This is a genomic window from Actinoplanes sp. NPDC051343 (genome assembly GCF_044455125.1).
In the GTDB taxonomy this organism is placed as follows: domain Bacteria; phylum Actinomycetota; class Actinomycetes; order Mycobacteriales; family Micromonosporaceae; genus Actinoplanes.
Genome location: NZ_JBITEL010000001.1, coordinates 517,462 through 539,163, shown reverse-complemented (window position 1 = coordinate 539,163; position 21,702 = coordinate 517,462). Strand labels below are relative to the sequence as shown.

The window sequence follows — 21,702 nt, the reverse complement described above, 5'->3', positions numbered from 1 at the left end:
CTCAGGCGGCTCCGTACACCCCCACCTCGACGGTGTCGACGAAGGAGCAGCCGCTCAGATCGCTCGGGCAGGTGCCGCCCTCGTCGGCGACCTGGGTGCCGAGCATCGTGTAGCGGACGAACCGCACGCCGGCCGTTCCGGCGGTCAGCGGGACCGCGTTCATCCGGTCGCGGTCGGCCGGGCCGAAGTGCCCGGTCGCCGCCACCGTCCACGCGGCGCCGTCCGGCGAGGTCTCCACCCGGTAGTCGCCGGTGGAGGCGCTCGGGTCGTCGCCGCAGGCGCCGGTCGGCTCGACCTCGATCGACGTCAGGTCGACCGCCGCCGGCAGTTGCACCGTGACGAAGCGGGGCTCGATCGCCGTACCGCCGGTGAGGGCGGCGTCGGAGCTCCAACCGGTGCCCTGCGACATGTCGATCGCCTGGGCGGGGCCGCAGCCGAAGCCGCTGCTGTCCTCGCCGTTGAAGCCGACGATCTGCGCGCCGCCCGCCGACGCGGCCCAGTCCCGGCGGACGGCCCAGTCGACGGTGGCCGGTTGCCTGGTGACCGTGACCGTCCGGACCTGGCGTTCGAAGCCGGCGCCGCCGGCCGCGACCTTCGGGTAGGTGCCGGCGAAGACGTTGCTGATCCGGTAGTGGCCACGAGCGTCGGTGACCGCGGCGTACGAGCCGCCGAAGCCGGAGCTGTGGCCGCCGAAGGTGACCGCCACACCGGCCGCGGGCCGGCCGGTGTCCCGGTTGGTCACGGTGCCGGCGACCGAGCTCCTGGCCGCACCGGGCGCGGGCGGCATCGAGAAGTCCTCGACCGGCGCGGTGTCCGAGCCGTCGGCCACGGCGGCGAAGAAGCCCATACCGCGGGCGGCGAACACCTTCCAGATGTCGTGCTGGTGCCGGCCGGCCGCGACGACCCGGTCGGCCATCAGGATCGAATTGCGCATGTCCAGGTACGACGGGTCGGCGGGGGAGAGCTCCATCGCCCGGGTCACCAGCGACTCGGCGAGCCTGCTGCCGAGAGCCGTACGCAGGTCCCACAGCGTCTCCGCCCAGATCTCGCCGTCGGCGTGCACCTCGGCGCCGCGCCGCGAGATCTTGCCGAAGTCGCCGTACGTGTAGCCGCCGGGCCCCGCGGTCGGCGTGCCCGGGCAGACCGTGGCCGAGGCGCCGACCGGGCAGTCCAGCGGCTGGGTGCGGATCGTGTTCGCCCCGGCCGTGGAGTACTCGAAGATCACCAGCTCGCCCGGCTTGCGGGTGTCCTTCTCCAGTCCGACGCTCTGCAGGTAGTCGTACGCGTACCAGTCGCTCCACGCCTCACCCATGGCCCCCGACTGGGGACCGTTGAGCGTGGACACCCCGGCCGCGTCGACGACCAGCCGGTTGGACAGCCCGTGCGTGTACTCGTGGTAGACCGAGGAGGCCTCGTTGCCGACGTCGGACGGCACGTAGGGGTCCTGAAGGGTCGGCGTGTTCGGCGCCGGCTGCAGGTACATCTGCATCGTCGGCGAGGTGCCGTCGGGCGGGGTCGCCATGTTGGCGTTGTCGACGTGGGCGGCGTCCGGGAAGCCGTTGTCGGTGTTCGCCCCGTCCAGGTCGTTGACCTCGACCGGGTCGCCGTCGCGGGTCTCGAAGTTGCCGGCCGCGCGGGTGAACCCGATCGGCGCCGCCAGCAGGTGATCGTGGAAGACCGAGGTGAAGTAGAGCAGCTGGGTCGCGTCCATCGCCCGGTTCGCCTGCCAGGAGAACGGCCGGTACGGATCCCAGGTGCACTGATATTGCGCGGAGCAGAGTTCGCCGGTGAACTGCTTCAGCGGGTAGACGAAGTGGCCCGGCGAGCTCGGCCCGACCTCCTCGCCCCGGTCGGCGATGTCGTTGTCGTTCAGGTCGGAGAACACGTGCGACGAGGTGCCGCTCAGCGTCTTCGCGTACGGCGAAAGCCACCGGCCCAGCGAGACCGGCCGTTGCCGGCCGCCGGCCGGCGCACCGGGATAGTTGTCCCAGACCGTCGCGTCCGGTCCGGTCTGGTCGTCGGTGAGGTTCTGCCGGTAGAGGATGCGGCCGGTCTGCGCGTCGACGACGTGCAGGAAGCCGGCCTGCATGGTGAGTGTCTGATAGCCCAGGCGCAGGCCGCCCGCGGTCGGGAAGGCGACCAGTTCGGCCTTGTCGCTCGGGGTCGGCCGGGTCTCCTGTGCGTCGCGGCGGGCTGTGTCGAGCGCCTGGCTGCCGGTGAGCCGGGCCGCGGCCAGCCCGTCCGGCACCTGCCGCACCGGCGACCCGGTCATCTGGATGAGGGCGCCGTTGCGGGCGACGTCGGCCCGGATGCCGTTGCCGAACACCGGCACCTCGCCGACCCGCTGCAGGAAGCTGAGGTGGTGCGTGCCGGCGATGTCGGTGTAGTCGCGGCTGAGCTTCAGCGTCGCCGGGTCCACGCCGAACAGGTCGGCGTGCGCCCTGAGATAGTCGCGGGCGACCTGCACGGCCGGTTTCCGGGACGGCCCGGTGAGGAAACCGTCGAGCCGGGCGAGCTGCCGCGGCGTGCCGGTCAGCGGGTCGATGTCGACGATGCCCTGCTCACCGAGGGTGGCCCGGATGCTGCTGACGGCCGTCGTCGGCTTGGCGACCCGGTTGCCGGGCATTCCGGTGATCGCCGGGTCGTGGCGGGCGTCGTAGTTGCCCGGCGCGGCGGTCGCCGACGCGGGGCGCGGGGAGTGCGGAGCGGCCGGTGCCGCGGTGGCGGCCCCGGCGTCGGTCACGGCCGGGACGAACGCGACGGCCAGGGCCGCGCCGGAGGCGATGAGCGTACGGCTGAGTTGTGTTCTCACCCGGCCAGCCTGGCAAAGCCATCGACTTGTATCAACGGCCTGGGGAGAATCAGGTCCAGTAGAGGATGCGGCAGACGGGGCCGCGCGGACGTACCGCGGACTGGTCGAACGGCCGACCCCGCACGACGGATACCCCGATCTTGACCGCCGTGTCGTCGCGGCCGCGTGATCATCGGGGGTCCAGACTTTCGCCAGATCACCGACCAGCCCGAGGAGCCACCGTTGCCCGCACCCATCACACTCGCTCGCCTGGTGGACGAGTTCGTCGAGACGTTGGATCAGCACGGGCTGACCGCCGACCGGGCGGCCGTCGAGCAGGAGATGCGGGAGCGCATCAGCGCGATCGCGGAACGCCTTCGCGTGGACCCGCAGACCGTCCTGGAGAAGCACGCCCGGCCCGGCTGGGGACGGCAGATGTCGGCCGCCGTGATCGACCAGGTCCGCAAGGAACGGCTGTTCGATCAGGGCGGCGCGGTGAGCGGCCAGGTGTAGGGGCGTTCTGAGCGGGAAGAAGGTGCGGATGCGATCGGACGCCGGTTACGCCGGCCTGCGCGACTACGGCGCGATCGGCGACACGCGTACGGTCGCTCTGATCGCCACCGACGGCTCGATCGACTGGCTCCCGATACCCGGGCTGGACTCGATGCCGGTGTTCGCCCGTCTGCTGGACGCCGGGAACGGCGGGTTCTTCGCGTTGCGGCCGGTCGGTGAGTTCGAGGTCAGTCGCCGCTACGAGGACCGCACCAACATCCTGGTCACCACGTTCAGCACCGCGTCCGGTGTCGTCCGGGTCACCGACGCGCTCACCATGGGCGTCGCGGGACCGCCGCCCTGGACCGAGCTCGCACGGCAGGTGGAAGGCGTCGACGGCCGGGTGGAGATGTGCTGGCGGGTCGCGCCCGGAACCGGCCTCAACTCGAGGTCACCGTGGGTGCAGCAGACGCCGCACGGCGCGGTGCTGCGCCTGGACGCCATCACCATGGCGTTGTGCGCCGGCAACATCGGCGAGCGGTCGGTCGACGATCAGGCCGTGCACGGCAGCTTCACCACTCACGGCGGCTCCCGGCACCTGCTGGCCCTGGTCGCGAGCCGCGGGGAACCGCTGCGGCTGCCCGAGCTGGACCGCGTCGAGCAGAACATCGAGCGCACCCGGCGGCAGTGGCGGCGCTGGAGCAGCCAATTCACCTACGACGGGCCCTGGCAGGATGAGGCCCTGCGCAGCATGCTGACGCTCAAGCTGCTCACTCACGGGCCGTCGGGGGCCATCGCGGCGGCCGCGACCACGTCACTGCCGGAGAGCCCGGCCGGCGGTAAGAACTGGGACTACCGCTTCGCCTGGCTGCGCGACTCGGCGTACGCGCTGCACTGCATGCTGGCCTTCGGCGACTTCGAGGACATGCACGCCAGCGTCTCCTGGCTGCTACGCACCGTCCGGTCCCGGCACGGCGGCGTTCCCGTGCTCGCCGGCCTGGACGGCGCGCAACCCGATGGCATCACCGAGCACGACGTACCGGGCTGGCGCGACATCGGCCCGGTCGTGTCCGGCAACCCCGCCACCGGGCAGCTGCAGCTCGGTGTGTACGGCGACCTGTTCGACCTGGTACACACCTACGTCCAGGCCGGGAACGTGCTCGATCTGGACACCGCCCGCTTCCTCGCCGCCGCGGCCGACCGGGTCTGCGACATCTGGCGCCACCGGGACGCCGGCATGTGGGAACTCCGTGACTCCCAGCACTACACCAGCTCAAAGATGGCCTGCTGGCAGGCGCTCCAGCACGCCGGTGACCTGGTCGAGGCGGGCCATATCACCGGGCAGAACGACCGGTGGCGGGCCGAACGCGACCGCATCCGCGCGTGGATCGACAGGCATTGCTGGAACGACGACGTCGGCGCGTACACCTGGTATCCCGGCACGACCCGGCTCGACACGTCGGTCCTGCTGCACGCCCGCACCACCGGCTTCGCCGCGGACGAGCGCATGAACTCGACGCTCGACGCCATCCTCGACGAGCTGTCGGCCGGGCCGCACCTCTACCGCTACACCGGTGCCGCGGCCGAGGAGAAGACCTTCACCGCCTGCGGCTTCTGGGCCGTCGCCGCCCTGGCCGGCCTCGACCGGCGCGCCGAGGCCGAGAAGCGCCTGAGCGAGCTGCTGCGTTCGGCCAACGACGTCGGCCTGTTCGCCGAGATGGTCGATGCCGGCGACGAGGCGTTCTGGGGCAACCTGCCCCAGGCGCTGAGCCATCTGGCGGTCACCACGGCCATCGCCGCATTGACCTGAACAGCGCCCGGAGCCGGCTGGTTGCCTCTCAGCGGAGGGGCCGGAAGGCCGCACGAACCTCCCGGGTGAACAGCTCGGGCTCCTCCCAGGCGGCGAAGTGTCCGCCTCGCGAGGCCTGGTGGTAGTAGTCGAGGGTCGGGTAACTGCTCTCGGCCCAGCTGCGCGGCGCCTGGAAGATCTCGCCCGGGAAGGCACTGAACGCGACCGGGACAGCCACCGGCGGGAGGGGCTGGCCGGAGCCGGCGAACTGCGTCCTTTCCCAGTACATGCGGGCGGCCGACTCGCCGGTGCCGGTCAGCCAGTAGACCGAGATATTGTCGAGGACGTGCTCGCGGGTCAGGTTGCCCGACGGCGGACCGCCGCGGAACGCGCGGGAGATCTTCAGGTAGCTGTCGGTGTCGTGATCGAGCATCCAGGCCGCCAGCGCGACCGGGGAGTCCAGCAGCGCGTAGCCGATCGTCTGCGGTCGCGTCGACTGCTCGACGATGTAGCCCTTGCCGCTGGTCGAGAAGACCTGCAGGGCGGCCGCCGCGGCCTTTTCCTCGTCGGTGTTCTTCGGCAGGTTGCCGGTGCCGGCCAACGCCGGCACCAGCAGGTTCAGATGGATGCCCAGCAGACCGGCGGGCGCCAGGCGGCCGATGTTGTCGGTGACGGCGGCGCCGACGTCCCCGCCCTGGGCGACGTACCGGGGGTAGCCGAGGCGGCGCATGAGTTCCGCCCAGGCGCGCGCCGTCCGGACGGAGTCCCAGCCAAGTTTGTCCGGTTTGCCGGAGAAGCCGTAGCCGGGGATCGACGGCAGCACGACGTGAAAGGCGTCCGCCGCGGTGCCGCCGTGCGCCGTCGGGTTCGTGAGCGGGCCGACGGCCTCGAGAAGTTCGACGATCGAACCGGGCCAGCCGTGGGTCATCACCAGCGGCAGGGCGTTGCGGTGCCGCGAACGTACGTGGACGAAGTGGATGTCGACGCCGTCGATCTCGGTCGTGAACTGCGGAAACGCGTTGAGTTTCGCCTCGAATCGGCGCCAGTCGTAGCCGGTCGTCCAGAACCGGGCGAGAGCCTGGGCAGTCGCCAGTTGCACGCCTTGCGAGCGGTCCGGGACGAGCTCGCGGGACGGCCAGCGGGTCGACGCGACGCGACGGCGCATGTCGGCCACCTGCTCGCGTGCAACGGCGACCCGGAACGGGCGGATCCCGGCCGGGCCGGTGGGCGGTGCGGCGCCGGCCGGCGCCGTCCCGAGAGCGGCCGATGCGGCAACGGTGATGCCGGCTGCCAGGCCGCCCTGCAGCAGTTGCCGTCGAGTGGGTTGGGACGCGGACGAAGTCATCGTTTCTCCACCTCTTGATTGGTCAACGGTCAGCGCAGCGGACGGAACGCGGCCCGCACCTGCTCCGCGAACAGCTCCGGCTCTTCCCAGGCCGCGAAATGGCCGCCCCGTGCGGCCACCCCGAAGTAGTTGAGCGTCGGATAGGACTGCTCGGCCCAGCTGCGCGGCGTCCGCCAGATCTCACCCGGGAACGTGCTGAAGCCGACCGGGATCCGCGGGTCCGGAAGAGGCTTGCTGCCCGCGGCGGGCGCGTCCGGCCCGTACGCCTCCCAGTAGGAGCGGGACGTCGAGGCCCCGGTACCGGTCAGCCAGTACGCCATGATGTCGTCGAGGATGTGGTCCCGGGTCAGGCCTCCCGAGGGCCGCCCGTCGACGAACGCGCCGGCGATCTTGTAGTACGCGTCGGTGTCGTGGTCGATCATCCAGGCGGCGAGTGCGGCCGGCGAGTCCAGCAGCGGGTACCCGATGGTCTGCGGCCGGGTGGCCATCTCCACGAAGTAGCCGTTCCCGCTGGTCTGGAACACCTTGATCGCGGCCAGCGCCGCCTGTTCCTCTTCGGTCCGAGCCGGCAGCGACGCCGGGTCGTTCAGGGCCGGCACCAGCAGGTTGGTGTGAATGCCGGCCAGGCCGTCGGGTCCCAGCCGGCCCATCGCGTCGGTGACACCAGCGCCCACGTCGCCGCCCTGGGCGACGTACCGGTCGTAGCCGAGCCGGCGCATCAGCTCCGCCCACGCCTTGGCGGTGCGCACCAGGTCCCAGCCGACCTCGGCCGGCTCGCTCGAGAAGCCGTAGCCGGGCAGCGACGGCAGCACGAGGTGGAACGCGTCCGCCGCGGTGCCGCCGTGCGCGGTCGGATCGGTGAGTGGTCCGACCGAGTCGAGCATCTCGATCACCGAGCCGGGCCAGCCGTGCGTCATGATCAGCGGTAGCGCGCCGGAGTGCTTCGATCTGACGTGGACGAAGTGAATGACCACCCCGTCGATCTCGGTGGTGAACTGCGGCAGCGCGTTCAATCGGTTCTGAAGTCGCCGCAGGTCGTACTCCTTTTCCCAGTACTGGTGCAGCGCCCGCATGGTGGCCAGCTGCACCCCCTGCGAGCGGTCGCCGACGAGTTCCCGGGTCGGCCAGCGGGTCGCTGCCAGCCGCCGGCGCAGGTCGTCGAACGCCTCGGACGGGAAGTGCACGGTGAAGGGCCGGATCGTGGTCATGTCACGCACTACCTTTCGGTCGGAGTCCGTGCGCGAGGAAGCCGGAATCCGGGCAGGCCGACGTGGCCCGTCGGCAGCGGCCTGGCGAACGGGCTTCCTCGATACACCGAAGCCTCGCAACGGCCGGTGCGGCTCGAACCCGTGAAAGACCCTGGTCGACACCCGGGCCGTGCCCTCGTCGACTGCGCTCGGCTGTGCCCTTCCGGGAGCGCCCTACCGGTAGCGCAGCATCGTGCCGGCGTCCGCGGCCTGCGCGCGGGTGAGGATCAGGCCGGCGAGGGCCACATCGAGGATGGACAGTCCGCGGTGCCAGAAGAGGATCCGCTCGCCGGCGCTCTCCCGGCCCGGCTTGCGTCCACTGACGATCTCGCCGATCTCGGCGTACAGCGTCTCTTCGCTCAGCCGGCCGGTGTCGACGTGGGCGCGCAGCGCGCCGAACCGGCCCGAGCGCGACTCGCGCCAGTCGTCGACGACCACCTTGTCCATCACGTCGAGCAGGTCCGGTTCGACGGCGCTGACCGTGCCGTACGGGACCACGAACGCGCCGGGCCGGACGGCGGCCGTCCGCAGGAGGGGGGTCGGCTCTTCGAGCCGGGAGGCCTCGACCAGGATGTCGGCCTGGTCGTACGCCTCGTCCGCCGTCGCCACCGCGCGCACCGGGGTGTCGGTCACCTCCCGCAACCGCGCGGCGAAGGCCTCGCGCGACTCGGGACGCCGGCTGGTCACCCGGATCTCCTCGAGCGGGAAGAGACTGTCGAGCATGGTCACGTTGGCGAACGCGGTGCCACGCGCGCCGACGTGGCCGAGGACCCGCGAGTCGGACCGGGCCAGATGTTTGGCGCCGACCGCGGTCATCGCGCCCGTGCGTACCTCGGTGATCAGGGTGGCGTCCATGATCGCCAGGGGAACGCCCGTGGTGGGGTCGTAGAGGGTCATCAGCGCGAGTTCGCTGGGCAGGCCCCGCTGGTAGTTGGGCACGAAGTCGCCGACCACCTTGACACCGCTCAGCCCGTGCTCGCCGAGCGTGGAGACATGGCCGCGGAGGACGTTGAAGTGACCCACGCCGCCGTTGTCCGGCACGAGGTGGGTGCGCGGTTCGAAGACCGTGCGGCCGCGGCCGTGCGCGTCGACGACCGCCTCGACGGCCGCGATCACCTCGGCGGTGGTGATGCCGAGACCGTCGACGTCGGGACCGGAGAGGAACCGGAGCCAGATCTCCGGGCTCGGGTGCGTCACGTCACTGCAGTCCGGTCCGCACCGAGGTGATGCGGTGGGTGTTGAAACCGAGCCAGTGCATCCGGCCGACGTACCGCGCGTGCTCGATCTTGAGGCAGCGATCCATGATCACGTTCAGGCCGCCCTCCTCGGCGATCCGGGCCCCGTCGAAGTTGATGACGCCGAACTGGGTCCAGAGGGTGCCGGCGCCGACGGCCACGGCGTCCCGGGCGATGTCCGGGACGGCGCTGGGCGCTCGGAAGACGTCCACCACGTCGATCGGCTCGGGTACGTCCCGCAGGCTGGGGTAGCTGGTCTCGCCGAGGATCTCCGGCTCCCGCGGGTTGACCGGGATCACCCGGTAGCCGTGGCGCTTGAGGTAGTACCCGACGAAGTAGCTGGCCCGCAGCGGGTTGTTCGACAGGCCGACGATGGCGATCGACCTGGTGTTGTGCAGCACGCGCTGGATCCGCGTGACGTCCTGGTAGTGCTCGAGCTCGGTCATCGCGCCTCGATCTCCTTGAACGCCTGCTCCAGGTCCCAGATCAGGTCCTCGGCCGTCTCGGTGCCGACCGACAGCCGGATGGTGCCCGGCCCGACGCCCGCCGCCTGCAGTTCGTCGTCGCTGAGCTGGCGGTGCGTGGTGCTGGCCGGGTGGATGATCAGGCTCTTGGCGTCACCGACGTTGGCCAGGTGCGACCACAGCGTCACGCCACGGATCAGATCCTGCCCGCCCTCGCGGCCTCCGACGCAATCGAACGAGAACACCGCGCCGGCGCCGCGCGGCAGATATTTCTCGACCAGCGGCCGGTAGGGGCTCTCCGGCAGGCCGGCATAACTCACGCGGGAGACCTGCGGGTGCGAGTCGAGGAAGGCGGCGATCTTCCGCGCGTTCGTCACGTGGCGCTCCATCCGCAGCGACAGCGTCTCCAGACCCTGCAGGAACAGGAACGCGTTGAAGGGCGACAGGGCCCCGCCGAGGTCCCGCAGGGTCTCGGCGCGCAGCTTCATCAGATATCCGTACTCCCCGAACGTCTCGTGGAACTGCAGGCCGTGATAGGCCGGGGAGGGGTCGGCGATCACCGGGAAACGGCCGTTCGACCAGTTGAAGGTGCCGGCCTCCACCACGACGCCGCCGATGCTCGTGCCGTGCCCGCCGATGAACTTGGTGGCCGAGTGGATCACGATGTCGGCGCCCCACTCGATCGGGCGGCACAGATAGGGCGTGGCGAAGGTGTTGTCGACGATCAGCGGCAGTTCGTGCTCGTGGGCGATGCCCGCGATCGTCTCGATGTCGAGAATGTTGCCGCCCGGGTTGCCGATGGTCTCGCCGAAGAAGGCCTTGGTATTGGGACCGACCGCCTTGCGCCAGGCGTCCGGGTCGTCGGGATCGACCCAGGTCAGCTCGACGTTCATCTTGCGCAGCAGATGCTTGAGCTGATTGACGCTGCCGCCGTACAGCGCCGAGGACGCGACCACGTGGTCGCCCGGCTGGAGCAGCGTGAACAGGGCGGCCGCCTGGGCCGCGATGCCGCTGGCGAAGGCCACCGCGCCGGAGCCGCCCTCCAGGTTGGCCACGCGCTCCTCGAACACCGCGACGGTCGGGTTCATGATCCGGGAGTACGTGTTGCCGTATTCCTGCAGATTGAAGTACGCCGCCGCGGACTCGGGGTCTTCGAACACGTAACTGGTCGTCTGGAAGATCGGCACCGCCCGCGCGCCGGTGTTCGGGTCGGGCCGCTGACCGGCGTGCAACTGACGGGTCTCGAACCCGAACTCGTGTGCTTCTTCGGTGCGCTGTGTTGTCATGCTCGACCTTCGTTCAGGAAGCGGCGGACGACGGGAATCTGCCGGGCTTCCTCCAGCAGGAAACAGTCGTGCCCGTAGGGCGCGTCGATCAGATGGAACTCGACCGGTTTGCCGAGGCCGCGCAGGGCGGTCTCGATCTCCGCCGAGGCGGCGGGCGGATAGAGCCAGTCCGAGCTGAAGGCGATCAGCAGGGTCCGGGCGCTGATGCCGGCGAGCGCCCGCTCCAGCGACCCATCGCCGTGCTGCCGGGCGAGGTCGAAGTAGGTGAGCGCCCGCGACAGGCGCACGTAGGTGTTGGCGTCGAAGCGCCGCACGAACGAGTCGGCCTGATGGTCGAGGTAGCTCTCGATCTCGAACTCGGGCTCGTCGAACGTGTAGCGGATGTCGTCGGCGAACTGCAACCGCCGGCCGAAGCGCTCCTCGAGCGCGGGGGCCGACAGGTAGGTGACGTGCCCCACCATCCGGGCGACGCCCATGCCGGCCTCGGGTGCCCGGCCGGTGCCGTAGTAGTCGCCGCCCTGCCAGGCCGGGTCCCGGATGATCGCCTCCCGGGCGATCGCGTTCCAGGCCAGCCCCTGCGGGTGGAGCGCATGAGTCGACGCGATCACCACGATCGAGTCGACCTGGTCGGGGTAGGTGACCGCCCACTGCAGCGCCTGCATCCCGCCCAGCGACCCGCCGGCGACCGCGGCGAGCCGCTCGATGCCCAGTTCGTCGAGGAAGGCGCGCTCGCAGCGCACCATGTCGGCCACGGTGACGACCGGAAACCCGGACCCGTACGGCCGGCCGGTCTCCGGATCGGTCGAGGACGGTCCGGTCGTGCCGCGACAGCCGCCGAGCAGGTTGGTGGAGATGACGAACCAGCGGTCGGTGTCGAACGCCTTGCCCGGCCCGATCATGCCGTCCCACCAGCCCAGCGCCTTGCCGGCCGCCCCGTCGCGCGTCTCCGCGGCGAACCCGTCACGGGTGCTCTCGGCCGGGGCCGTCGCCGAGTAGCCCGCCGCGTGGGCGTCGCCGCTGAGCGCGTGGCAGACCAGGATGACGTTGTCCCGCCGGGGGAACAGGGTGCCGTACGTCTCGTAGGCCACCCGGACCGAACGCAGCTCGCGCCCGCAGTCGAGCGGCAACGGTTGCGGCAGATCGAGGAATCGGGTTTCGACCGTGCCGACCGTGCCGGCCGGAAGAGCCGAGGGTGCCACCATGTGGGCGATGATATCTATGCGCCGTCCGGCCGGGCCATTATGGTTGTCGAGAATCTCTATGGATTCAGTAGGAGACAGTCACTAAGGGGAGAATCCGAACATGACGGTGGACAACGGCGTCAACGTGCAGGCGTTGCTCGAAGCGCGCGAAGTGCTCAAGGGGGCGCCGGAAGCGGCCCAGTTCGTCTGGCGGGCCTCGTCGAAGTGGGACAACGGCGTCCACAGCACCACGAAGGTGGAGAAGTTCTTCGGGCTCGGCCAGGAGCAGTCGCACAAGAGCGAGACGGTGTTCGCGGCCGACCACCCCGAGGTCTTCGCCGCCGAGGACAACGGCATCACCCCGATCGAATACCTGCTCGTCGGTCTGGCCGGCTGCCTGACCGCCGGCGTGGCCTCGGTCGCGCAGAACCGCGGCATCCAGCTGCGCTCGGTCGAGGCGACCGTCGAGGGCGAGCACGACATCCGCGGCATCCTCGGCGCCGACAGTGACGTGCGCAACGGCTTCAACGGCATCAAGGTCGTCTTCAACGTCGACGCGGACGCGACGAAGGAGGAGATCGAGGCCCTGGTCGCCCAGTCGCAGAAGCGCTCGGCGGTCTTCGACGCCCTGACCAATCCGACCGACGTCACCGTCGAAGTCGCCTGAGGCGGGGGCCGAGTCATCGAACGCGTCACCACGGTTGTCATCGGCGCCGGGCACGCCGGCCTGGCCGCCAGCCACTTCCTCACCGAACGATCGGTCGATCACGTCGTGCTCGAACGGGGCGAGGTGGCCAACTCGTGGCGGCGCGAGCGGTGGGACTCGCTGCGGCTGCTCACCCCCAACTGGCTGAGCCGGCTGCCGGGCCAGTCCTACGACGGCCCCGACCCCGACGGATACATGACATCGGGCGAGGTGGCCGACTTCATCACGCGATTCGCCGACGCCACCCGGGCACCGGTTCGAACCGGCGCGAACGTCACCTCGGTGCGCCCGGCCGACGACGGTTACCAGGTCGTCACCGGCGATGGTGAGCTGCGATGCCGGGCGGTCGTGCTGGCCAGCGGCGCCTGCAACGTGGCGACCGTGCCGGCGTTCGCCGGCGAGGTGCCGTCGTCGGTCGAGCAGGTGACCCCGCTCGGCTACCGCGGGCCGGCGCAGCTTCCCGACGGCGGCGTTCTCGTCGTGGGCGCGTCGGCGACCGGAGTGCAGCTGGCGGCCGAGATCCGGCAGTCCGGTCGCCCGGTGGTCCTCGCGACCGGCGAGCACGTCCGGTTGCCGCGCCTCTACCGCAAACGCGACGTGCTCTGGTGGATGCACCACTCGGGCGTCTGGGACCAGCGCTACGACGAGATCGACGACCTCGACCGGGCGCGCCGCCTGCCCTCGCCGCAACTGGTCGGCACGGCCGGGCGCGGCACGCTCGACCTCAACGCGCTCACCGGCCTGGGTGTCGAGCTGGTCGGGCGGTTCGCGACGGTCCGCGACGGGGTCGCCCTGTTCTCCGGCGGGCTGCGCAACGTGTGCTCACTGGCCGACCTCAAGATGAACCGGCTGCTGGCCACGTTCGACGAGTGGGCGCACGTCGCCGGGCGCGAGCCCGACGTCGGACCGCCCGAGCAGTTCCCGCCCACGGTGGTGCCGACCGCCACACGGCTGCGGATCGACCTGCGGGGCGGCGAGATCGGCTCGATCGTCTGGGCCACCGGGTTCCGTCCCGACTACGGCTGGCTCGACGTGCCGGTGGTCGACGCGAAGGGCCGGCTCCGCCACGACGGGGGTGTGCTGGACGCCCCGGGTCTCTACGCTCTGGGCCTGCCCCTGCTGCGCCGGCGCCGGTCGACGTTCCTGAGCGGCATCGAGGACGACGCCCGCGCCGTCACCGATCACCTCGCGCGCAACCTGGCGTGATGGGGGCTGACCCCCATCCCCGAAGTGGGTATCAGCCCCCTTCTATGGCACCCCTCGGCGCTCATAGCGTTGAACCGATGAAGTCCGGTTCTCCCGAGGAGTAGTTCATGGTGCGGAAAGCATGTGCAGCACTGGTCGCCTCGTTGCTCGTCTGTGGTGCCGTCACCGCGTCCGCCACGTCGTCGTCCGCCTCGCCGGCCGGCGCGGCGCAGGCCCGGCTGACCCTGCCGGCCCCCACCGGTCCATACCCGGTGGGCGCGGTCGACCTGCACCTGATCGACCGTTCCCGCGCCGATCCGTGGACCGTCACACCGCCGTATCGCGAGCTGATGGTCAGCATCTGGTACCCGGCGCGGGATGCGGGCCGTTTCCCGCCGGTGCCCTACATGCGGCCCGGCGCGGCGGCTCACTTCGGCAGCGCCGCCGGCAACGGGATGTTGGGCTCCAGCCTGTACGGCATACCGCCGGACTCGGTGGACTTCGCCGCGACCCGGACCAGCGGTCACGAGGGCGCACCGGTGGCGTCGCACGAGCGACCGTTCCCGGTGGTGTTGTATTCGCCCGGAGCCGGCGACCCGCGAACCTTCGAGACCACCGAGGTGCAGGATCTGGCCGGCCGCGGGTTCGTGGTGGTGACGATCGACCACACCTACGACTCGTCCGAGGTGGAGTTCCCGGGCGGTCGCGTGGTCGCCAGTCGGTGGGAGCAGTGGTTCCAGGAAGCCCAGCAGAACAACGACTTCCCGGCGCTCGCGGCCAAGATCTTCGACGTGCGGATCGCCGACACCCGCTTCGTTCTCGACCAGATCACGGCGCTGGACCGCGGCCGGAACCCGGACGCGGAGGGCCGTCGGCTCCCCACCGGTCTGGCCGGTGCGTTGGACCTGCACCGGGTCGGCATGTTCGGCGTGTCCGCGGGCGGGCTGATCGCTTTCCAGACCATGGACGAGGACCGTCGCATCCGGGCCGCCGTCGACCTCGGTGGCAACGTCGAGTCACCGCTCCTCCCGGACGCGCTCCAGCTGTGGCCGGTGGCACGGCACGGGCTGGACCGGCCGTTCATGTTCATGGGCGACGCGAGCACCGACCACCACCGGACACCGTCCTGGAAGATGCTGTGGGACGACAGCCTGGGCTGGCACCGCGACGTGAATCTGAACGGTGCGAACGGCGAGGACTCCTACAAGGACACGGTGCCGCTGTTGCCGCAGATCGCCCGGCAGCTCAAACTTCCGGACACCTTCGTCACCGACGTCATCGGAAGCGTCGATCAGGCGCGGGCCGTCACCACCGGGGAAACCTTCGTCGCCGCGTTCTTCGACCGGTGGCTGCGCGGCCGCGACGGTCATGTGCTGGACGGGCCGTCCCCCCGCTTCCCCGACGTCACGTTCGTCCCCTGACCGGGGTGGCGGAGACTCTAGGCTGGGGCGATGAAGGTCTTGTCCATCCAGTCGGCCGTCGCCTACGGCCACGTCGGAAATTCGGCGGCGGTGTTCCCGCTGCAGCGGATCGGTGTCGAGGTCGTACCGGTCCCCACCGTGAACTTCTCCAACCACACCGGTTACGGCGCCTGGCGGGGGCCGCTCATCCCGCCGCCGGATGTGGCCGAGATCCTCCTCGGTGTCCAGGAGCGGGGAGTGTTCCCGCAGATCGACGTCGTGCTGTCCGGATATCAGGGCGGGGTGGGCATCGGTGATGTCATCGTCGACGCCGTGCGCCGGGTGAAGGCCGCGAACCCGTCCGCGCTGTACGCCTGCGATCCCGTCATGGGCAACGCCAAGTCCGGATGCTTCGTCGCGCCGGAGATTCCCGACCTGCTCCGGGACCGGGTGGTGCCGGTGGCCGACATCATCACCCCCAATCAGTTCGAGTTGGGCTTCCTGACCGGCACCGATCCGGCGAGCATCGAGTCGACCCTCGCGTCGGCCGACCTGGCCCGCGCCATGGGGCCGTCGGTCGTGCTGGTCACCAGCGTGGAGCGCCCCGACCGGGAGGAAGGCACGATCGAGATGCTCGCGGTGGACGGTGCCGGCGCCTGGCTCGTCAGCACCCCGCACCTGCCGTTGAAAGCGAACGGATCCGGTGACGTCACGGCCGCCCTGTTCACCGCCCATTATGTTGCGACCGGGGATGCGGCGGCGGCCCTGGAGCGTACGGCGTCCAGCGTCTTCGATCTGATCGAGACCACCTACCGGTCCGGCGAACGGGAGCTGCAGTTGGTGCCGGCCCAGGAGTTCTACGCCACCCCGCGGATGCAATTCAAGGCCCGGCTGGTGCGCTGAGCTACGCCTTCTCGAGCCGGAAGCTCTGCGCGGCGGTTCCGTTGCAGTCGAACTGATCGAGTTGTAACGCTTCCTCCGTGGAGGCGTTCGGCACGTCCAGGCACTTGCCGCTGAACCTGCTCACGAAGTGGAAGTAGCCGCCCTTCTCGGTGACCGCCTTCCACTGCTGCCGGCCGTTGTAGGGCCAGAGCTGGATGGACGCGAAGTCGGCGGGCGACTGGTCGGCGACGTCGAGGCTCTCGGAGCTGTCCAGGCGGATCGCGATCCGCAGGTTGCCGTCGCTCGTCGGGATCAGACGGAAGTGCTGGCTCTTGACCGTTCCGCAGGTGAACTGCTGGACCGGCGTACGTTCCTCGGCGGCGTCGCCCCGGACGCCCACGCACTTCCGGCTGCCCCGGCTGACCAGCCGGAACCAGGTCGCCGGGTCGATCGGCGGCGGCGGCGCGACGGTCCGGCTTGCCTTCGGGCTCGGCGTCGAACTCGGGCTCGGACTCGGAGCCGAAGCCGAAGCCGAACTCGCGGGGGAGTGCGTCGGTGCCGAACTGGGACCACCTGGTTGCGGCGCCGGCGCGCTCACGCCGCCCGGCCCGGAGGCTTCCGCCGCCGGGCGGATCCGCTGGTTGAGGACGAAACCGGCGGCCGCGGCCAGAACCACCGCGGCGGCCGCCGCAGTGATCACGACCGGCCGCCACCGCTTGCCGCCGCGGCCGGCGGGCGTCGCGTCGACCCGGGCGGTCGTGTGCCGGACGGTGCCGCCGGCCGCGACGGTACGCAGCATCCGGTCGGCCGTCTCGGCGTCCGCGCGCCGCGCCGGATCCTTCTCCAGCAGCGCCTCCAGCACCGGGGCCAGGGCGCCGGCCCGGACCGGCGGGCGCGGCGGCTCGTCGCCGGCCAGCGCAGCCAGCACGGCGACCGGCGACGACTTCGAGTACGGTGGCCGGCCCTCGACCGTGGCGTACAGGGTCGCGCCGAGTGACCACAGGTCGGCGGCCGGCCCGGCCGGCTGATCGAGGGCACGCTCGGGCGCCAGGTAGGACGGCGAGCCGAGCACCACCCCGGTCGTCGTCATCGAGCTGTCCCCGGCGGCCAGCGCCAGCCCGAAGTCGGTCAGCACCACCCGGCCGTCGAAGCCGAGCAGGACGTTCGCCGGCTTCACGTCCCGATGCAACAGTCCCGACGCGTGCGCCGCGCGCAGCGCCGCCAGGACGGCGATCCCGATCCGGACGGTCTGCTCCGGCGACATCGGGCCGTCGCGCCGCACCGCCTCGAACAGCGACCGCGAGGGAACCAGCTCCATCACGATCCACGGCTCACCGCGCTCGTGAAGCACGTCGATGACGCGAACGACGTTGGGATGGTCGATGCGGGCGATCGCCCGGGCTTCCCGCAGGACCCGCCGGCGCAACTGCTCGTACTCGCCCGGGGTCAGCCCCGACGGCGGATGCATCTCTTTGACCGCCACGTCCCGGCCGAGCAGCGTGTCGTGGGCCTCCCAGACGCGGCCCATGCCGCCCTCGCCCAGGACGCGCGTCAGCCGGTAACGCCCGGCGAGAGTAAAGGTTGACGCGGACACGGTCCCCTCCGGCTCGGATCAAGGAGCAGAGTACAGGGCCGGTCAGGCGGGTAGCGCCGCCTCGATCGCGGTGACCACCGACTCGTCCTCGGGCTGGGTCCGCGGGCCGAAACGCACGACCGTGCCGTCCGGGGCGACCAGGAACTTCTCGAAGTTCCAGCGGATGTCGCCGGTGTAACCGTCGGCGTCCGGAACGTCGACCAGCTCGGCGTACAGCGGGTGCCGGTTCTCGCCGTTGACCTCGACCTTCTCGGTCAGCGGGAAGCTGACGCCGTAGGTCGCCGAGCAGAACTCGGCGATCTCCTCGGCGGTGCCCGGCTCCTGCCCGCCGAACTGGTTGCACGGCACGCCGAGCACCGTGAATCCCCGGCCGGCGTATTTCTCCTGCAGGCGCTCGAGGCCGTTGTACTGCGGCGTGAGGCCACACTTGGACGCCACATTCACCACCAGGGTGGCGACACCCGGTCGCGCGCCGAGCTTCGCGTCCGGGTCGGTGCCGCCCGGGATCGTCACGTCGAAAATCGTCATGAAGATCATGGTAGATCCGCCACGGCCGGGATCGGCCGGCCGGAACACCCTATGAGCCGGTGTCGATGTCAGTACGCTGCCCGACCTCGCTGATACCCTGTGCCGAACTCTTTCCGCCCCGCGTCAGCAGCGATAGCGCGACGACCGGCGGCGCCATGACCATGGGAGTCGGGCCAGTGATCCGCCAGGACTTCAGTCTCATGACCGCGAATGCGCTGACCGGCGTACGAGCGATGCTGCACCGGCCGGTGCCGGCGTTCCGGGGCCGCGATCTGCACGACGGCGCGCCGGGCCGCCTCGGGTCGCTCAGCATGATGCTCGGCCTCCGTCGCCGGGTCGCCGCGTTCGACGGTGACCTGTCGCTGACCAGCCCGGTCGGCGGCCCGACCGTGCTGCACGTGGAGCTGCCATGCGCGTAGTGATCGCCGAGGACCTGCTGTTGCTGCGGGAGGGCCTGAAACGGCTGCTGACCGAGCTGGACTGCACGGTGGTCGCGGCCGTGGCCGATCCGGAAGCGCTGCTGGAGGCACTGGACCGGGAGCGTCCCGACCTCGCGATCGTCGACATCCGGTTGCCGCCGACCTATCGGGACGAGGGTCTGCGCGCGGCCATCGAGGCGCGCCGGCGCCGGCCCGGCACGCCGATCCTCATCCTGTCGCAGTACATCGAGCAGGCCTACGTGCGTGAGCTGCTGGCCGATGCCGGAGGTGGGGTGGGTTACCTGCTCAAGGATCGGGTGAGCGACGTGACCGAGCTGCTGGCGGCGCTGCGTACGGTCGCGGCCGGTGGCACCGTGCTGGACCCGGAGGTGGTCGGTGGTCTGCTCAACCGGCTCGCCCGCACCGACGCACTGGCCGGGCTGACCCCGCGCGAGCGGGAGGTGCTCGGGCTGATGGCGCGGGGGCTGTCCAACTCGGCGATCGCCGCCGAACTGGTCGTCACCGAACGTGCGGTCAACAAGTACGTCAATCGGATCTTCAGCAAGCTCGGCCTTCCGCCGACGGACAGCGCGAGCCGGCGGGTGGTCGCGGTGCTGCGATATCTGGACGCGGGCGGTCAATCGGGCGACGTCCGGGTCAGATGACGACCGGATGCTCGGCCGCCGGCGCGGAGGTGTTCCAAAGGGAAGAAGATCTGACCGGCATGGACAAGGTACTTCCGGTGATCGCGGCGGCGTTTACCCTCCATCACCATGGAAGACGCCAATACGCGAATCGACACCACGGTGGCTCATCCCGCCCGGCGGTACAACTATTGGCTCGGCGGAAAAGACAACTTTGCCGCCGACCGCGAGTCCGGTGACGCGATCGCCGGCGCGCTACCCGCGATTCGCACCTCGGCCATCGAGAACCGCCGTTTCCTTCGCCGCGCGGTTATTCACCTGTCCCGCAAACTCGGCATTTCGCAATTTCTCGACATCGGCACCGGTATTCCGAGCGCGGGCAACACGTACGAGGTGGCCCGGGCGATCACGCCGGACGCGCGCGTCGTCTACGTCGACAACGATCCTCTGGTGCTCGAGTACAGCCAGGAGCTGGTGCGGGGGAGCGCGGGCGCCGTCGCCTACCTCGAGGCGGACCTGCGTGACCCGCAGCGGATATTGAACGACGCGACGCTGCGGGCCACCCTCGACCCGGGCCGGCCGGTGGGCCTGATGTTGCTGGCCGTGCTGCACTTCGTCGGCGACGCCGAGCACCCGTACCGCATCGTGAAGGATCTGGTTTCCGCTCTCCCCGCCGGCAGCTGTCTGGTGATCAGTCATGCCACGGCCGACTTCATGTCCCCCGAGACCGCGGCGGCGGTGGACGAAGCCGGCACGCGCAGCGGTGTGCCCAGCCGGCTCCGCAGCCGGGCCGAGGTCGCGCGCTTCTTCGAGGGCATGAGCCTGCTTCCCCCGGGCGTCGTGCCGACCACGCAGTGGCGGGCCGCCGCGGAGCCGCAGCCCCGGCCCACGCCCGCCGAGGCCGCCATGTACGCCGCGGCGGCCCTCGTTCGATGACGTCGCGGGGCGGACCGGGTTTACCTCGGAGGGAATTGTTTCGCGATCGGGGCCGGGGCAGAGTTGCCGCCATGACGACCTATCCGATGCACTCCATCGACACGGCTCCGGACTACGCCAAACAACCGTTCGTCCTCCTTCAGGAGGCCTTCGGCTTCATTCCCGCGGTCGCCGCGGCAATGGCGAACTCGGCACCGTTGATGAACTCGTTCTTCTCGGCCTTCGGCCATTTCCGCGGCGAAGGCACTTTCACCCCGGCCGAGCGGCAGGTGCTGCTGTTGTCAAATGCCGTGACCAACGACTGCGCGTGGGCGGTCGCGTTCCATACGCTGGAGGCGCTCGCGGACGGTGTGCCGCCGGCCGAGGTCGACGCGATCCGGCAGCGCCGGCTGCCCGCGGACCCCCGATTCGCCGCGTTGTCGGCGCTCACCCGCGCCCTGATCGTCCAGCGGGGCCACCTCGGGGAGGCCGATACCGCGGCGTTCCTCGCCGCCGGTTTCGACCGCAACCAGGTCCTCGAGGTCATCGCCGGCGTGGCGATCTCGACGATGACCAACTACACGGCGACGGTTGCGGACCTCCCGCTCGAGGAACGGCTGCGCCCGCACGCCTGGGATCCGAGCCGCTGAGCGCGGCGGCCGCCGCGAGCGGGGATACTGGCGTGATGTCCGACGTCGGCACGCTGATCAGACGCTGGCGCAATGCACGGGGGCTCAGCCAGCTGGCGCTGGCCGCCGACTCGGTGGTCTCGCTGCGGCACCTCTCGTTCATCGAGACCGGCCGCTCGAGCCCGTCGCGCGCCATGGTACTGAAGCTGGCCGAGGTCCTCGACGTGCCGTTGCGGGAACGCAACAGCCTCCTGCTCGCCGCGGGTTTCGCGCCGGTCTACCAGGAGTCGGCCCTCGACGAACCGGAACTGGCCACGATCCGGCACGCTCTCGACGCGATTCTGGCCCAACAGGAGCCGTACCCGGCCCTGATCATGGACCGCGACTGGAACATCCGGTACGCCAACCGCGCGGCCGCCCGCTTCTTCGCGTTTCTGCAGGCCGGGCACCCCACGGCGCCTCCGGACCCGCCGAACGTGCTGCGCCGGATGTTCCACCCGGACGGGGTCCGGCGGTACGTGCGGAACTGGCCGGACGTCTGCGAGGCGCTGGTGCGGCGGGTGCGACGCGAGGCCATCGGCGGAGTTGCCGACGAGCGTGCGCAGGCGATCCTGCGGGAAGTTCTGGACTACCCGGGCGTGCCGGCGTCGCTGCGGTCGCTGGATTCGACACCTCCCACGACGCCGGTCGTACCGATTCAGTACGCCCGCGACGGCCGCCGATTCGACTACTTCTCGACCGTCACCACGCTGGGCACCGCGCAGGACATAACGCTGCAGGAACTGCGTATCGAATGCTTCTTCCCGGCCGACGACGCCACCCGCGGCCACGCCCGCGAGCTCGCTGAATCGGCGTCCGACCGGTAGAGCGGACGAAGGCGGCGGTGGTGCCGGCACCACCCGCGTTTGACATGCCTGTGTCATCGACCGGCCTGCCGGGGGTCCGTAGCGTCCCCGGCGTGGTGGTCCGA

At 70.6% G+C, this 21,702-nt stretch carries 20 protein-coding genes; 11 read left to right on the top strand and 9 right to left on the bottom strand.

Annotation, left to right across the window (positions count from 1 at the left end; genetic code table 11):
- Position 1: 1 nt before the first annotated feature.
- Complete coding sequence (locus ACIA5C_RS02350) at positions 2–2,812, bottom strand: M36 family metallopeptidase (protein WP_396050378.1); 2,811 nt, start codon at positions 2,810–2,812, stop codon at positions 2–4.
- Between the two features lie 222 nt (positions 2,813–3,034).
- Here ACIA5C_RS02350 and ACIA5C_RS02345 point away from each other — a divergent pair, with 222 nt between their 5' ends.
- On the top strand, positions 3,035–3,304 hold the full coding sequence (locus ACIA5C_RS02345) for a hypothetical protein (protein WP_396050376.1): 270 nt from the start codon (positions 3,035–3,037) through the stop codon (positions 3,302–3,304).
- A 28-nt stretch (positions 3,305–3,332) separates the two neighbouring features.
- Positions 3,333–5,093 carry a glycoside hydrolase family 15 protein gene (locus ACIA5C_RS02340; protein ID WP_396050374.1) on the top strand — a complete coding sequence of 587 codons (1,761 nt, stop codon included), beginning with the start codon at positions 3,333–3,335 and terminating at the stop codon, positions 5,091–5,093.
- Positions 5,094–5,121: 28 nt separating this feature from the next.
- On the opposite strand, the gene ACIA5C_RS02335 is transcribed toward ACIA5C_RS02340, so the two are convergent.
- From ACIA5C_RS02335 to ACIA5C_RS02310, 6 genes are all read right to left on the bottom strand, one after another.
- On the bottom strand, positions 5,122–6,417 hold the full coding sequence (locus tag ACIA5C_RS02335; RefSeq protein ID WP_396050372.1) for an epoxide hydrolase N-terminal domain-containing protein: 1,296 nt from the start codon (positions 6,415–6,417) through the stop codon (positions 5,122–5,124).
- 29 nt (positions 6,418–6,446) lie between these two features.
- Positions 6,447–7,625, bottom strand: coding sequence for an epoxide hydrolase family protein (locus tag ACIA5C_RS02330; RefSeq protein ID WP_396050371.1), 1,179 nt, complete (start codon positions 7,623–7,625; stop codon positions 6,447–6,449).
- A 213-nt stretch (positions 7,626–7,838) separates the two neighbouring features.
- Complete coding sequence (locus tag ACIA5C_RS02325) at positions 7,839–8,861, bottom strand: ornithine cyclodeaminase family protein (RefSeq protein ID WP_396050369.1); 1,023 nt, start codon at positions 8,859–8,861, stop codon at positions 7,839–7,841.
- A gap of 1 nt (position 8,862) precedes the next feature.
- Positions 8,863–9,345, bottom strand: coding sequence for a CoA-binding protein (locus ACIA5C_RS02320; RefSeq protein ID WP_396050367.1), 483 nt, complete (start codon positions 9,343–9,345; stop codon positions 8,863–8,865).
- On the bottom strand, positions 9,342–10,649 hold the full coding sequence (locus ACIA5C_RS02315) for an O-acetylhomoserine aminocarboxypropyltransferase/cysteine synthase family protein (protein ID WP_396050365.1): 1,308 nt from the start codon (positions 10,647–10,649) through the stop codon (positions 9,342–9,344). The genes ACIA5C_RS02320 and ACIA5C_RS02315 overlap by 4 nt, the downstream gene beginning before the upstream one ends.
- Positions 10,646–11,851 (bottom strand): homoserine O-acetyltransferase, encoded by a 1,206-nt coding sequence (locus ACIA5C_RS02310; RefSeq protein ID WP_396050364.1) that lies wholly within the window; start codon positions 11,849–11,851, stop codon positions 10,646–10,648. Before ACIA5C_RS02310 ends, ACIA5C_RS02315 begins: the two co-directional genes overlap by 4 nt.
- Before the next feature lie 100 nt (positions 11,852–11,951).
- On the opposite strand from ACIA5C_RS02310, the gene ACIA5C_RS02305 reads away from it, so the two are divergent.
- The 4 genes from ACIA5C_RS02305 to pdxY all read left to right on the top strand — a co-directional run bounded on the left by ACIA5C_RS02305 (position 11,952) and on the right by pdxY (position 16,024).
- Entirely contained in the window at positions 11,952–12,497 is a 546-nt protein-coding gene (locus ACIA5C_RS02305) for an OsmC family protein (protein WP_396050363.1), read from the top strand.
- 15 nt (positions 12,498–12,512) lie between these two features.
- Positions 12,513–13,742: an NAD(P)-binding domain-containing protein gene (locus ACIA5C_RS02300; RefSeq protein ID WP_396051996.1), complete on the top strand. Its 1,230-nt coding sequence runs from the start codon at positions 12,513–12,515 to the stop codon at positions 13,740–13,742.
- A 107-nt stretch (positions 13,743–13,849) separates the two neighbouring features.
- Positions 13,850–15,142: a lipase gene (locus tag ACIA5C_RS02295; RefSeq protein ID WP_396050361.1), complete on the top strand. Its 1,293-nt coding sequence runs from the start codon at positions 13,850–13,852 to the stop codon at positions 15,140–15,142.
- 30 nt (positions 15,143–15,172) lie between these two features.
- Complete coding sequence (gene pdxY / locus ACIA5C_RS02290; RefSeq protein WP_396050359.1) at positions 15,173–16,024, top strand: pyridoxal kinase PdxY; 852 nt, start codon at positions 15,173–15,175, stop codon at positions 16,022–16,024.
- A gap of 1 nt (position 16,025) precedes the next feature.
- On the opposite strand, the gene ACIA5C_RS02285 is transcribed toward pdxY, so the two are convergent.
- Both ACIA5C_RS02285 and ACIA5C_RS02280 read right to left on the bottom strand, forming a co-directional pair.
- The gene (locus tag ACIA5C_RS02285; RefSeq protein ID WP_396050357.1) at positions 16,026–17,597 is read right to left on the bottom strand and encodes a serine/threonine protein kinase; all 1,572 of its coding nucleotides are present in this window, start codon (positions 17,595–17,597) and stop codon (positions 16,026–16,028) included.
- 42 nt (positions 17,598–17,639) lie between these two features.
- Entirely contained in the window at positions 17,640–18,125 is a 486-nt protein-coding gene (locus tag ACIA5C_RS02280; RefSeq protein WP_396050355.1) for a glutathione peroxidase, read from the bottom strand.
- Positions 18,126–18,325: 200 nt separating this feature from the next.
- Here ACIA5C_RS02280 and ACIA5C_RS02275 point away from each other — a divergent pair, with 200 nt between their 5' ends.
- The 5 genes from ACIA5C_RS02275 to ACIA5C_RS02255 all read left to right on the top strand — a co-directional run bounded on the left by ACIA5C_RS02275 (position 18,326) and on the right by ACIA5C_RS02255 (position 21,598).
- Positions 18,326–18,544, top strand: coding sequence for a hypothetical protein (locus tag ACIA5C_RS02275; protein ID WP_396050353.1), 219 nt, complete (start codon positions 18,326–18,328; stop codon positions 18,542–18,544).
- A complete protein-coding gene (locus tag ACIA5C_RS02270; protein ID WP_396050351.1) occupies positions 18,535–19,209 on the top strand; it encodes a response regulator in 675 nt (224 codons plus the stop codon). The genes ACIA5C_RS02275 and ACIA5C_RS02270 overlap by 10 nt, the downstream gene beginning before the upstream one ends.
- 108 nt (positions 19,210–19,317) lie before the next feature.
- The gene (locus ACIA5C_RS02265) at positions 19,318–20,124 is read left to right on the top strand and encodes an SAM-dependent methyltransferase (protein WP_396050349.1); all 807 of its coding nucleotides are present in this window, start codon (positions 19,318–19,320) and stop codon (positions 20,122–20,124) included.
- A 71-nt stretch (positions 20,125–20,195) separates the two neighbouring features.
- On the top strand, positions 20,196–20,753 hold the full coding sequence (locus tag ACIA5C_RS02260; RefSeq protein ID WP_396050348.1) for a carboxymuconolactone decarboxylase family protein: 558 nt from the start codon (positions 20,196–20,198) through the stop codon (positions 20,751–20,753).
- A gap of 35 nt (positions 20,754–20,788) precedes the next feature.
- A complete protein-coding gene (locus tag ACIA5C_RS02255) occupies positions 20,789–21,598 on the top strand; it encodes a helix-turn-helix domain-containing protein (protein ID WP_396050347.1) in 810 nt (269 codons plus the stop codon).
- The last annotated feature ends 104 nt before the right edge of the window (positions 21,599–21,702 follow it).

What these genes read in the sequence shown, in the direction of transcription:
- ACIA5C_RS02340 (WP_396050374.1), top strand. Translation starts at nt 3,333, where the DNA reads ATGCGATCGGACGCCGGTTACGCCGGCCTGCGCGACTACGGCGCGATC.
- ACIA5C_RS02335 (WP_396050372.1), bottom strand. Translation starts at nt 6,417, where the DNA reads ATGACTTCGTCCGCGTCCCAACCCACTCGACGGCAACTGCTGCAGGGC.
- ACIA5C_RS02330 (WP_396050371.1), bottom strand. Translation starts at nt 7,625, where the DNA reads ATGACCACGATCCGGCCCTTCACCGTGCACTTCCCGTCCGAGGCGTTC.
- ACIA5C_RS02320 (WP_396050367.1), bottom strand. Translation starts at nt 9,345, where the DNA reads ATGACCGAGCTCGAGCACTACCAGGACGTCACGCGGATCCAGCGCGTG.
- ACIA5C_RS02315 (WP_396050365.1), bottom strand. Translation starts at nt 10,649, where the DNA reads ATGACAACACAGCGCACCGAAGAAGCACACGAGTTCGGGTTCGAGACC.
- ACIA5C_RS02310 (WP_396050364.1), bottom strand. Translation starts at nt 11,851, where the DNA reads ATGGTGGCACCCTCGGCTCTTCCGGCCGGCACGGTCGGCACGGTCGAA.
- ACIA5C_RS02305 (WP_396050363.1), top strand. Translation starts at nt 11,952, where the DNA reads ATGACGGTGGACAACGGCGTCAACGTGCAGGCGTTGCTCGAAGCGCGC.
- ACIA5C_RS02295 (WP_396050361.1), top strand. Translation starts at nt 13,850, where the DNA reads ATGGTGCGGAAAGCATGTGCAGCACTGGTCGCCTCGTTGCTCGTCTGT.
- pdxY (WP_396050359.1), top strand. Translation starts at nt 15,173, where the DNA reads ATGAAGGTCTTGTCCATCCAGTCGGCCGTCGCCTACGGCCACGTCGGA.
- ACIA5C_RS02280 (WP_396050355.1), bottom strand. Translation starts at nt 18,125, where the DNA reads ATGACGATTTTCGACGTGACGATCCCGGGCGGCACCGACCCGGACGCG.
- ACIA5C_RS02275 (WP_396050353.1), top strand. Translation starts at nt 18,326, where the DNA reads ATGACCGCGAATGCGCTGACCGGCGTACGAGCGATGCTGCACCGGCCG.
- ACIA5C_RS02270 (WP_396050351.1), top strand. Translation starts at nt 18,535, where the DNA reads ATGCGCGTAGTGATCGCCGAGGACCTGCTGTTGCTGCGGGAGGGCCTG.
- ACIA5C_RS02265 (WP_396050349.1), top strand. Translation starts at nt 19,318, where the DNA reads ATGGAAGACGCCAATACGCGAATCGACACCACGGTGGCTCATCCCGCC.
- ACIA5C_RS02260 (WP_396050348.1), top strand. Translation starts at nt 20,196, where the DNA reads ATGACGACCTATCCGATGCACTCCATCGACACGGCTCCGGACTACGCC.
- ACIA5C_RS02255 (WP_396050347.1), top strand. Translation starts at nt 20,789, where the DNA reads ATGTCCGACGTCGGCACGCTGATCAGACGCTGGCGCAATGCACGGGGG.